The organism is Saccharopolyspora mangrovi (assembly GCF_035320975.1).
Taxonomy (GTDB): Bacteria; Actinomycetota; Actinomycetes; order Mycobacteriales; family Pseudonocardiaceae; genus Saccharopolyspora; species Saccharopolyspora mangrovi.
Genome location: NZ_JAWLNX010000015.1, coordinates 1 through 12181, shown reverse-complemented (window position 1 = coordinate 12181; position 12181 = coordinate 1). Strand labels below are relative to the sequence as shown.

At 69.6% G+C, this 12181-nt stretch carries 9 protein-coding genes; 2 read left to right on the top strand and 7 right to left on the bottom strand.

Features of this window, described 5'->3' with window-relative positions; translation table 11 throughout:
* Positions 1-79: 79 nt before the first annotated feature.
* The 6 genes from R4I43_RS20680 to R4I43_RS20655 all read right to left on the bottom strand — a co-directional run bounded on the left by R4I43_RS20680 (position 80) and on the right by R4I43_RS20655 (position 6640).
* Positions 80-1564, bottom strand: coding sequence for a hypothetical protein (locus R4I43_RS20680; protein WP_324267314.1), 1485 nt, complete (start codon positions 1562-1564; stop codon positions 80-82).
* A 335-nt stretch (positions 1565-1899) separates the two neighbouring features.
* Entirely contained in the window at positions 1900-2517 is a 618-nt protein-coding gene (locus R4I43_RS20675; RefSeq protein ID WP_324267313.1) for a GTP-binding protein, read from the bottom strand.
* Entirely contained in the window at positions 2498-2872 is a 375-nt protein-coding gene (locus tag R4I43_RS20670; RefSeq protein ID WP_324267312.1) for a DUF742 domain-containing protein, read from the bottom strand. Before R4I43_RS20670 ends, R4I43_RS20675 begins: the two co-directional genes overlap by 20 nt.
* A gap of 15 nt (positions 2873-2887) precedes the next feature.
* Positions 2888-3295 carry a roadblock/LC7 domain-containing protein gene (locus tag R4I43_RS20665; protein WP_324267311.1) on the bottom strand — a complete coding sequence of 136 codons (408 nt, stop codon included), beginning with the start codon at positions 3293-3295 and terminating at the stop codon, positions 2888-2890.
* Positions 3296-3314: 19 nt separating this feature from the next.
* On the bottom strand, positions 3315-5747 hold the full coding sequence (locus R4I43_RS20660; protein ID WP_324267310.1) for a sensor histidine kinase: 2433 nt from the start codon (positions 5745-5747) through the stop codon (positions 3315-3317).
* A gap of 104 nt (positions 5748-5851) precedes the next feature.
* Complete coding sequence (locus R4I43_RS20655; RefSeq protein ID WP_324267309.1) at positions 5852-6640, bottom strand: MHYT domain-containing protein; 789 nt, start codon at positions 6638-6640, stop codon at positions 5852-5854.
* A 409-nt stretch (positions 6641-7049) separates the two neighbouring features.
* Here R4I43_RS20655 and R4I43_RS20650 point away from each other — a divergent pair, with 409 nt between their 5' ends.
* On the top strand, positions 7050-8558 hold the full coding sequence (locus tag R4I43_RS20650) for a hypothetical protein (protein WP_324267308.1): 1509 nt from the start codon (positions 7050-7052) through the stop codon (positions 8556-8558).
* Between the two features lie 17 nt (positions 8559-8575).
* On the opposite strand, the gene R4I43_RS20645 is transcribed toward R4I43_RS20650, so the two are convergent.
* Positions 8576-10135 carry a BCCT family transporter gene (locus R4I43_RS20645; protein ID WP_324267307.1) on the bottom strand — a complete coding sequence of 520 codons (1560 nt, stop codon included), beginning with the start codon at positions 10133-10135 and terminating at the stop codon, positions 8576-8578.
* A gap of 590 nt (positions 10136-10725) precedes the next feature.
* Between R4I43_RS20645 and R4I43_RS20640 the strand changes: the two genes are divergently transcribed.
* Positions 10726-12181 (top strand): FAD-binding oxidoreductase (locus R4I43_RS20640; RefSeq protein ID WP_324267306.1); only part of this gene is annotated, 1456 nt, incomplete at its 3' end.

Sequence of the window (12181 nt, the reverse complement as noted above, 5' to 3'; positions counted from 1 at the left end):
CCCTACTTGGTGGCCCCCCCCCGGGTTTGGGGGTGGGCCGGGCGGGGGGTTAGTCGCAGCGAGGCACACCTGGTGGTTATCAGTTGGGACCGTCGTTGTTCCGGTCGTCGTTCTGATCGGTCCGGTCGTTGTCCCGGTTGTTGTCGTCCTGGTTGTCGTCCAGGTTGTTGTTCTGATCGTTGCGGTCGTTGTCGCGGTTCAGGTCGTCCTGCTCGTCGCTCTGCTGAGTCGCAGGTGCCTGCTCCTCGAGACCGCCCTGATCGGGCTGGCTCGGCTGGTCGGGTGCGGTGGTGCCGCCGCCGCCCAGGCTCCGGTTGGAAACCAGGTTGCCGTTGCCCTGCTCGTCCTGGACCGCGTTGTTCTTGATGGTCACGGAGTCCGAGGCCTCAGCAGCTGCCCGGTTGAAGCTGACCAGCACGGTGTTCTCGTCGACCTCGACGACGTCGCGGGCTTCGATCCTGTCGCCGCCCGAGGTGACCAGCTGGAAGCCGGCCTTGTCGTAGTCCTGGCCGTCGTCGATCGTCTCGTCGAAGTCCAGGCGGACCTGGCCTGTGTCGGAGTCGACCGAGGCGCCGGTGAGATCCGGACCCGAGGTCAGGCTGCCCGCCCTGTCGCCGCCGACGCTCTGGTCACCCACGGCGTTCGGGGTGGCGGAGCCATCGGACGACTGAGCGGCACCCTCGTCCACTGCGGCCAAGCTGATCTGGTCGCCGTAGTCCTGGATGTCCGGGTACGCGACCCGAATGGTGTCCGGTGAGGGCTGCACCATGCTGGAGCCCTGGATCGCCTTGCCGTCCGCGGTGTAGACCGTGAACTTCTGGGCGTCCTCGGCGGTCACCGGCTGATCGAACTTGTAGTCGAACTGCGTCTTGCCGATGAGTCCGCTGGTGGAGGCCAGGTTCGGTCCGGTGGTGTCGTCGCCCGTGGATGTCGGTGCGTTCTTCACGCCCCGGGTGTCGCTGACGGCATCGGCCTTGGCGAACTGCCGCACGCCGTCCTCGACCTGGGAGTCGAACTGGACGGTGACCGTGTCGTCGTTGGAGGTGACGATGGACTGCCCGTCGATCGCCCGGCCGTCCTGGGTGTAGAGACCGAACTTGGAGGCGTCGGCTCCGCCGCCGTTCTCCTTGAGGTTGCGGTCGAACGTGTAGGTCACCTGATCAAGGGTGTCGTTCGAGCGCGCGCTCTCCAGCCTCGGAGCGTCGGTGCCGGTGACGCCGCCCTCGCCGCCCTGGAGCTCGTTGGTGTTCGGCAGGTTGGTGCGACCGCTCTCGTTCTGCACCGCCTGCGAATCGGTGATCGCCACCGTGAACGCCTCGACATCGGTGCCGGGGGCGTACTCGGTGAGCACCGTGTTGGTGTCGCCTTCTTTGATCTGGGCGCTCTGCGCCTTGACCGAGGCATTGGTGGCGAAGCCGGACAGCTGGAAGGACGACGGATCCCCCACGTCGCTGACGGACTTGGCGAAGCGGTACTCGACCTGCTCCGGCGCGTTGTCGTCGAGGTCCTGGCTGACGACGTTGACCGATTCGACGGTCATGCCGGTGTCGATCCCGCCGTTCATCTGATCGCCACGACCCTCGTTTTGGTCGGGCTGCTGACCACCAGGAGGCTGCTCCTCGAGGCCAGGAGGCGGTGCAGGTGGTGCCGGAGCAGGCGGAGCCGGTGGCGGTGGCGGTGGCTGGGCAATCCCGGTGCCACCCATCGCGATCAGCACGCCGCTCGCGCCGGCGGCGGCGATTACCGCTGCCGTGCGACGCGTTCTCTCCGTGCGTGCTCGTTTGCTACTGGACATCACGGTCTCCTCCCGCATGTCATGCGAATCCGTACTCAGGGAAACGCGGTCTGCGCGGGAAACCTTTCGAAACGTCCGGAATGGAACAAAATGGGAGGGAGCTGCTACGCCCGTGGTCGCACGGGCCCGGTGTGGCGGGCGGGTTCGCGGCCCGCGTAGACGCTGCCCGCGTGCTCGACGAGGCTGATCAGGACGTCCTTCGCTGATTCTTTTTCCCTGGCATCGCACAGGATGACGGGAATTCCCGGATCCAGGTCCAGGGCCGTGGCCACGGTGTTGACGTCGTAGTACCGGGATCCGTCGAAGTGGTTGACCGCGACGATGAACGGGATCTCCCGCCGCTCGAAGTAGTCGACGGCCGCGAAGCAGTCGCGCAGCCTGCGGGTGTCGGCGAGCACCACCGCGCCCAGCGCACCTTGGGCGATGTCGTCCCAGAAGAACCAGAAGCGGTCCTGGCCGGGCGTGCCGAAGAGGTAGAGCGCGAAGCGGTCGCGCAGTGTGATCTTGCCGAAGTCCATCGCGACCGTGGTGGTGGTTTTCCGCTCCACGCCGTCGGTCCGGTCGACCTCGGCTCCGGCCTCGGTGAGCTTCTCCTCGGTGCGCAACGGCTGGATCTCGCTGACCGCGCCGACCATCGTCGTCTTGCCGACGCCGAACCCGCCGGCGATGAGGATCTTCAACGCCATCGGGCCCACCGGCTCGTCAGAGCGCGCGGAGACCATCGATTACCTCCCTGAGGATGTTCTCGCTCGGCAGCTCGCGAGCCGGGGTCGGGCGTTCGACCTGGATGTGACCGGCTTCGACGAGGTCGGCGAGCAGTACGCGGACCACGCTCAACGGCAGGTCCGAGCGGGCGGAGATCTCCGCGACCGGCGTCGGGCGCCCGCGGCACAGGTCGAGGATCCCCGCCTGCTCGGGGGTGAGCGTCATGTCCTGCTCGGGCGTGGTGCGGGCGGCGACGAGCGCGATCACGTCCAGGTTGGACTGCTGGGGTTTCGCGCGGCCCTGCGTCAGCGCGAACAGCCTCACCATCGGGCCGGCCTCGTCGTCGAACCAGCGCTGATCCGATCTGTTCACCTCCGAGCTCCCGCCTCACGCATCGCGCACGCGCTCGGCGGTGAACATGTGCTCGCCGACCTGGTTGATCAGCCGCGCCATCTCGTAGGCGATGAAACCGATGTCGGCACCGGCATCGGCGAACACCGTCAGGCACGTGCCGCCACCGGCGGCCACCACGAACAGGTAGCCGCCGTCCATCTCGATCATGGTCTGGCGCACCGAACCGGCCTCGAAGTGCCTGCTGGTCCCCTTGGCCAGGCTCTGCAGGGCGGAGGCCACCGCCGCCAGGTGCTCGGACTCCTCGCTGCTGATCGATGACGACGAAGCCATCGCCAGCCCGTCGTTGGACAGCAGCAGCGCGACCCGGATCATCGGCACCTTGGTGGCCAGGTCGTCGAGGAGCCAGCTCAGCTCCCTGGTGTGCTCGGTCGTCGCACGCATCCCGTTGCTCCTCCTCGTCTCAGTCCTCGGTCCGGTCGCCGCGCCCGCGCGCGAACCCCTCTTGGAGGGCCGACATCATCGAGCGCGCGGTCTCCGGGGACACGGCAGCGTCGAAGGCGGACGGGCCGTCGTCCGCGCTGCCGCGGGTGTCCATCGCCTTCAACCCGGGCGCCAGGTTCTCCTGCCGCTTGCGGCGGGGGAGTCCCGCGACCTCCTCGTCGTCGAGCCGACCCTCGAGCCGAGCGGGTGGGTCCTGCTCGCTCGATTCCACGGCCGGTGGCTCGATGGCCGCGCGCGGCTCGTCCGATGCGGACCCATCGGGACCACGGGCCGGACGACGCATCGGCAGTCGCGTCGCCACGGCTTTCATCGGGACGTCCTGCGGTTCCGTCCAGGCCTCGTCCGCCCCCTGCTCGGACGCAGGTGGTCCGCCAGACTCGACACCCCATCGAGGCTCGGTGGGAACGGCCGGGAGCGAGTCCATCGTGGACTCCGCGTCCCGCACGGGGTTGACCAGGATCGACGACGGGATCAGCACCACGGCCGTGGTCCCGCCGTAGGGGGAGCGCCGCAGGGAGACCTGGATGCCCTGGCGGTGCGCGAGGCGGCTGACCACGAACAGGCCGAGCTGTCCGCTGTCGAACAGCTCCAGCCGGTGGGCCTCCGCGATGCGCTGGTTGGCCTCGGCCATCCGCTCCGGAGCCATGCCCAGGCCGCGGTCTTCGATCTCCACGGCGAACCCGGAGCCGACGGGCTCGCCGTGGACGAGCACCGTCGCGTCCGGAGGGGAGAAGGCGGTCGCGTTCTCCACCAGCTCCGAGAACAGGTGGGTCACGTCGGAGACCGCCGAGCCCAGCACCGACAGCTCCTGCGGCATCCGCCGGATCTTGACCCGCGTGTAGTCCTCGACCTCCGACACCGCGGACCGGACCACGTCCATCAGCGCCACCGGGGTGCGCCAGGCGCGGCCCGGGGCAGCGCCGGACATGATGATCAGGCTCTCGGCGTGCCGCCGCATGCGGGTGGCCAGGTGGTCGATGCGGAAGAGGTCTTCCAGGTCGTTCTCGTCCTCGGTGCGCCGCTCCATCACGTCCAGCAGCCCGAGCTGCCGGTGCACCAGCGACTGGTTGCGCCGGGCCAGGTTGACGAACACCCCGGAGACACCGGTGAGCAGCTCCGCGCGCTCGGCGGCCGCCTGCAGCGCGGAGTGCTGGACGGCGTTGATCGCCGCACCCACCTGGCCGACCTCGCCCTCGCCGGGGTCGATCACCGGGACGGCGGTCGAGACGTCGATCTTCTCGCCGGCGCGCAAGCGCCGCATCGCCTCCGGCAGCTGCTCGTCGGCCAGCTCCATCGCCGAGTTCCGCAGACCGACCAGCTCGATCACCATGCCGCGTCCGATGCGCACCGAGATCGCCAGCGCCAGCAGCACCGCGACCAGACCGGCGAGGACCGTCCACAGTGCGGCGTCGCGCCCCGACGAGGTCGCCGCCGCGGCCGCGACCGCCTGGGTCGACTGAGCTCGATCGCGCCCGTCGTCCATCGCCGTCGTCACCTGGGTGAGCCCGTCACGCCACTGCTTCGGCGGGATCGTGGTGAGCGCGGCCGGGTCGGCGGCCAGCAGGCGCGCCTGCACGTCCTGCAGCGCGCGGTAGCCGGCGGTGCGCGTGAGCTGCTGGTAGGCATCGCGGTCGGTGCTCGACAGCTCGGGCAGGAGGTCGTCGGTCAGCACGTGCTGGCCGCCCAGCGCCTCGGCGAACGCGGTGTGCTGCTCAGGGCTCATCCGCGCGGCGGCGAACGCGGAGGTGGCGGCGGTGTCCTGGCGCTCGAGCATCTCCTCGACGCGGCCGATGCCCAGCGCGAGCCGCGCGGCCTCGGCCGACTCGCCCTGCTGGACGCCGGTGATCCGCTCCTCGACGGAGTGGACGTCGTCGATCGCTCGCGTGTAGGCGCGGTAGGCGGTGTTCCAGTCGACCGTGCCCGCCAACGCGGATTCGTGCAGGGGTCCGAGCCGATCCAGCTCGCTGTTGAGCGCGTCAACGCGTCCCCGCAGTTCCGGCACGAGGTTCGCGATGTTCGCGCTGGCCTGGCGGACGCTGGTCTGCAGCGCCGCCGCGGCCGCGGCGGTCCGCTCGTGCGCCGAAGTGAGCTCGGTGGTCGAGGCGGGCGCGGCGAGATGCCGGCCCGCGGCCTCGCGCTCGGCTTGCAGGCCTTCCACGAGGTCGTTCATCGGTTCGGACAGGGTGCGGTCCAGTTCCTCGGCCTGGTGCAGCGACCAGGCGTCCTGCACCGCGGTCACCGTCGTCAGCGACCACAGCGCCATCAGCGAGACGACGGGCACCGCCAGCAGGGCGACGGTCTTGGCCCGCACCGTCTTGGGGCGCAGCAGGGAGGGGACGCGCGGTGTTGCGCGGGATCGTTCCGGCTTCGCGTGCGCCGGTTGTGCAGACATGGGTGCTCAGCCCTCCATCCCGAAATGGAGAATCCGGGAATGAGATGTGCGGATCCGGCCGCTGCCACCGAATTGCGCGGCGCGGCGAGAGCGGGTCGGGGAAATTATCCGGAAGTGGTCTGGTGTTCCCGTTCGGGTCTGGCGCGGTGTGAATTCGTGCCTCTCACGTTCGGTGAGATCGCGACGAACGCCGAGGACAGGAACAAGTACGTTCCCAGCAGCACGGTGAGCGGGAAGATGAACGACATCGGCGTGGCGCCCGGGAGTTCCGAATGCATCGGGTGCGCGCCGGAATGCAGTTCGACGTGCACCGCGGCCATTCCGGTGTAGTGCATGAGGCTCACCGCGACACCCATCACCAGCGAGGCGCCGAACGCGGCGAGAGGACCCCGCACGGTCAGCGTCGCCCACAGCGCCGCGGTGGCCGCGACCACCGCGATGAGCACGGACAGCGCGACGGTCAGCGGGTCGTAGGAGATCTCGCCGGACATCCGCATCGCCGACATCCCGACGTAGTGCATGACGGCGACACCGATGCCGGTGATCACACCGCCTGCCAGCACCGCCGGGGTCTTGCTGCGGCTGAAACCGACGACGAAAACCCCGATGCCGACCACGACGATCGCCACGACCAGGCTCAGCACGGTCAGCGGCACGTCGTAGCGGATGTCGGTGCCGGTGACGCTGAAGCCCAGCATCGCGATGAAGTGCATCGTCCAGATGCCGGTGCCGATCGCGATGGCACCGTTGACCAGCCAGCTGGTGCGCGCACGGCCCGTCGTCCCCAGAGCGCGCACCATGCAGCGCAATCCGAGCCCGGCGCCGACGCACGCCATGACGTACGACAGGACCGGCGTCAACCAGCCGAAGCCGAACTCGGTCGTCGAGCCCATGTGACCCATGATTTCCCAAATCGCGTAGGCAGCACTCGAAAGGAGAAGCGGCACAACTAGCCCCGACTGGCCGTTCACAACGGGAGCGACCATACACACGAGATCGAAAGCGGACAAGGATACTCCGCAGTAGATTGGAAAGCGTGATCGAATGCGAACGCGCAGTGATGACCCCAGTTCCAGCGCGCTTTTCGGCGAATGGGTAACGCCGGGATAATCCGCGCCGATGAAGGTCGCGGTAAGCGCTCTGCCCGCGAAGAATCGCGCAGAGTAGCGCACCGTGATCGCGCCGTGATCGGTGAATCGTTCCGAGATCAATTCACGGGTCACGCGAAAGGGTGCGGACTTTGCCCCTGACGTGTGGGTTCGCCTGAGACTCTCGATCTTCCGGTGCTGGCAGTCTGCCGACATGGTCAAGAGTGAGATCGAGCCCGAGGCCGCTCTTCCGCCGCTGTCCTCGCGGAGTCGGCGGTTCGAGTGGTTCGCCGCCGGGTTCGGCGCAGCGGTCGGTGCGCTAGTGATGGTCCTGGTCCACCGCGCCCTGGCCGACGACGTCTGGATCACCTTGGGCTACGTGCGCAACCTCGCCGAGCACGGGCACTGGGGGCTGCTCCCGGATCGCCCGTCCAACACCCAGACCTCGCCGCTGAACGCCTGGCTGTTGACCGGGATCTTCCTCGTCGTCGGCAGACCAGTGGTGACCGTCGGTCTGCTGCTGATCGCGGTGTTCGCGCTGATCGGGTGGTGGACGGCGAAAATCGCTCGCGGTTTGGGGCTTTCGGCGTTCATGCCGGTGCTGGTGGTGGCTCTGCTGGCGAGCAGCCCGCTGTTGATCTCGGCGACTGGGATGGAGACCTACCTCGGGATCGCGATCCTGCTGGGGATCGCCCGCTGCGCGCTCCAGGGCAAGCGGTGGCCCGCGGCGGTGCTGTGGGGACTGGCGGTGCTGGTCCGCCCCGATCTGGTCGTGCCCGCCGGAGTCCTCCTGGCGTTGCTGCTGTGGCCGCACCTCAGCAGGAAGTGGCTGGGCCTGGTGCAGGCAGCCGCCGTCGGAGCGCTCATCGCGCTGCCCTGGCACCTGTTCTCCTGGTACGCCCTGGGCGGTTTCGTGCCGGACTCGACCTTCATCAAGGTCACCTCGCCGGGCAGCGTGACGATGCTGGACGCGGCCTTCAGGTTCTTCTACGTCCGGCTGCCGGGCCCGACGATCCTCTCCGCCGTTCCGGTCGTCGCGGGGCTGCTGTGCGCCGCGTGGGCCTGGAGGGAACGCCGGCGCGCGTGGGCGCGCGTGGCACTGGTGTCGCTGCTCGCCGGTTGGGTGCACTGGGCGGCCCTCGCGCTGGTCGGGGCGTTTCCCGAAGCGTGGTACTTCGCGCCGGTCGTGGCGGGCTCGATCCTGACCACCTCGATCGTGCTGGCCCAGATCCGGAACGTGATCAGCTACGTGGCGGCGCTGGCGTTCGCGGCCGTGTGCCTGGTGTCGTCCGGGCCGCTGCCCTGGTCGACGATGCCGCTGGTCCTCAACCACGCGCAGAGCGGCCAGTACCAGCGGATCGCGATCGAGACAGCCGAGCTCACCGGTGGTCAGCAGGTGCGCGCCCCGGGCGAGATCGGGGCGCTGTCGTACTTCTCCGGAGGCCGGATCGTCGATCACTTCGGCGATCCGTGGATGATCAAGGTCGTGCTCGACGAGCACTACGCCCAAGCCGGGGAACTGGAGAAGAAGGTGCTTCGGTGGAACTGGCAGCACTTGCCGGACCCGACGAAGCCGCAGTTCGCCTACGCGCTCAGCTTCAGGTCGGCCGTGCCGGAGCCGCCGGGACAGGTGTTGCGCACGTGGCAGGTCGACACACCCGCGCGCGGGCACGACGTCATCGAGCTGGTGCGGCTGGGACCGGCGGGTTCGCTCCCGGGATGAACCCGCCGGTCGTGCCGCTAGACCGGCGCCTTCTCGGGTTCTTCCTCCAGCACGGCCACCGGCAGCGGGACGAACTCCGTCCTGAGGTCCTTCCAGAAGCCGACGGCGACGCCGACGAGGATGAGCAGGAACGGTGCCGAGGTGACGATCACCATCTGCTGCAGGGATTCCAAGCCACCCGCGGCGAGCAGGGCGATCGCCGCGGCACCGGTCACCACGCCCCACAGGGCGAGGACCCACCGCGGAGGCTCTTCGGTGCCCCGGCTGGTGAGCATCCCGAGCACGAAGGTGTTGGCGTCGGCGCCGGAGACGAAGAACAGCACGACGAGCACGATCGTGACGATCGAGGTCAGCGTGGACAGCGGGAGGGACTGGAGGGTGGCGAAGAACGCCGAGTTCTCATCGGCCGCGGCCGCCACCGCGATGCGGGTGCTGCCTGCGAGGTCGCTGTGGATCGCGGTGCCGCCGAAGGCGGTGAACCAGATGGAGAACACCGCGCTGGGAACGACCAGCACGCCGGTGACGAACTCGCGGATCGTGCGGCCGCGCGAGATGCGCGCTAGGAACACGCCCACGAACGCCGCCCACGACAGCCACCAGGCGAGCATGAAGTAGGTCCAGGACTGCATGAAGTCGAGATCGCCGCTGGCCGGGGTGATCAGGCTCGCCGACACCAGCTCGCTGACGTAGCGGCCGATGGTCTGCACGTAGAGGTCCACCAGGTACAGCGTGGGGCCGACGACGAGCACGAACACGAACAGCAGCGCGCCCAGACCCATGCTGGTCTCGGACAGGAACCGGATGCCGCGCGCCACTCCGGTCAGGGCCGAGGCGGTGAACAGCAGGGTGATGACCCCGATGATCGCGAACTGCACGGGTGGGGAGTCGGGGATGCCGAACAGGGCGGTGAACCCGCCGTTGATCTGCATCGCCCCGAGCCCGAGGGACGTGGTGGTGCCGAACAGCGTCGCCAGGACCGCGAACACGTCGATCGCGCCGCCCACCGGCCCTTCGGTGCGCTTGCCGAGCAGCGGCCGGAACAGGGCGCTGACCAGCCCGGGGCGTCCGCGGCGGAACATCGACCAGGACATCGCCAGTCCGACGACGGCGAAGATGCCCCAGGCGTGCAGGCCCCAGTCGAAGAAGGAGAACTGCATCGCCGTCACCGCGGCGGCCGGCGTCATCGGTGCGGCCATGCCGTGCGGTGGCTCGGCGAGGTGGGTGATCGGCTCGGCGACTCCGTAGGAGATCAAGCCGATGCCCATCACCGCGGACAGGATCATCGCGTACCAGGTGAGCCTGCGGAACGCGGGACGTTCGTCGTCGCGGCCGAGCCGCAACCGCCCGTAGCGGCTGCAGGCGAGGAACACCAGGAAGATCAGGAACCCGAGCGAGACCAGTAGGTACGCCCAGCCGAAGCTGCGGGTGATGCCGTCGAGCGCGGCCGAGCCCACCCGGGACAGCGAGTCACCGGCGGCGGTGCCCCACACGGCGATCGCGACCGCCAGGGTGAGCGAGACGAGCAGGACGGGCCCGGGCCGCCGGTGTTCCGGCGACGCGGTGGATGGATCAGACAATCGTCGACTCCGTGAGCTGGGGAAAGAGGGTGGTGCGGCGAACCGCGGGCGCGCTTGCTGCCGCCGCGGTGCTGACCGTGACGCCGGGGCCCGACAGGACGCTCGTGGTGGGGAAGAGGTCTCCGTGACTCTGTCGGCGGCGTGGTGGACGGGGTAGTGGCGCTGCGCGGATGATCAACCGGCGGACGCGTGCGCTGCGGTTCTGGGGGTTGTCGACGTTGCTCAACGCCTCGGCGACAACGTTCACGCTGGTCAAGCTCGCCGGAGCGGGAAGAGAGTTTACCGGTCGCCGATGCGCGGTCCACCCGGGGCGGGTCGGGGAGCGGGATCAAGCGCCGGTGGCGATGAGGGTGATGAACACGGCGCAGGGTCACGGCCTCGCGACTCGCCCGCTCAGCGTGATCGCCAGCACCCGCGCCCAGGTCTGCCCGCTCCTCCCGCCGATGCCGGTTCGCTCTGAACTGGGAAGACATGTCGCCAGGGGAAATACCTCCGGCGCCGGCGGAGTTTCTGCTCGCCGCGCTGGACTAGGTTTGAGACGGTACGGCGCAACCACCGGACCGCTCTTCGCGAGGGAGAACCCAGTCCCCATGACCGATTCCGCCGCCCCGAAGACGACACCGCACGGCAACGAGGAGTTGTTCGAGGCGCTCGCGGAGGCGGGGGTGCCGGCGGACTCCTCGCCCCGGCGGCGGGCCGAGTACTCCTACGACGCCTCCAACTACCGCGTCGAACCGCTCGCGGTCGTCTTCCCGCGCGTGGTGGACGACGTCGTGGCCGCGGTCGAGGCCTGCCGTTCCACCGGCACGCCGATCATCGCGCGCGGCGGTGGGACGTCGATGGCGGGCAACGCCGTCGGACCGGGGCTGGTCCTGGACTTCTCGCGGTACATGAACCGGGTCCGCGCCATCGACGAGGAAGCCGGGACGGTCGACGTCGAACCCGGTGTCGTGCTCGCCGCGCTGTCCGGCGAGGTCGAACGCGCCACCGCCGGTCGACGCACGTTCGCGCCCGATCCCTCGTCGAAGAGCCGCGCCACCGTGGGCGGGGCGATCGGCAACGACGCGTGCGGCAACCACTCGGTGCGCTACGGCCGCACCTCCGACCACGTCGCCGAGATCGACCTCGTCACCTCCGACGGCGCTCGGCTGACCGCCACCGAAACCGGCCTGCGCGCCACCGATCCCACCGACTCCTCCGCCACCGCACGAGCGGAGGAGCTGACCGGCTCGCTGAGCAGGCTCGCGCAGCAGCACCTGAGCGCCCTGCGCCTCGAACTCGGTCGCATTCCCCGGCAGGTCTCCGGGTACCACCTCGAAAACCTGCTGCCGGAGCGGAAGTTCAACATCGCCCGCGCCGTCGTCGGCTCCGAGGGGACGTGGGCGGTGGTGGTGGGCGCGCGCATGAAGCTGGTGCCGAAACCGGCCAGCGCGCTGCTGGTGTGCCTCGGCTACCGGGACGTGGTCGACGCGGCCCGCGACGTCCCGGCGATCCTGGAGTTCTCACCGGCCGCGGTCGAGGGCACCGACGAGGCGATCGTGGCCACGATGCGGCACCGGCGGGGACCCGACTCGGTCCTGGGCTTGCCCGACGGGCAGGCGTGGCTGTTCGTCGACCTCGACGGCGACGACCCGGCCTCGGTGAGCGCCCAGGCCGACCGGCTGCTGGAGCGGCTCGGCGAGAACGGCCGGCTGGTGCAGGGCCGCAAGGCCGCCGACCCGGCCGAGCGCGCCTCGCTGTGGCGCGTCCGCGAGGACGGCGCGGGCCTGTCCTCGCGGCTGGCCTCGGGTGGCGAGTCGTGGCCGGGCTGGGAGGACGCGGCCGTCGCGCCCGAGCGGCTGGCCGACTACCTCGCCGATCTGCGCGAGCTGCTCGCCGCCCACGAGCTCACCGGCGTCATGTACGGGCACTTCGGGGCGGGGTGCATGCACATCCGCATCACCTACGACCTGCGCAGCGAACGCGGCCGCGCGGTGTTCCGCGAGTTCACCCGCCAGGCCGCGGAGCTGGTGGTGCGCCACGGCGGATCGCTGTCCGGCGAGCACG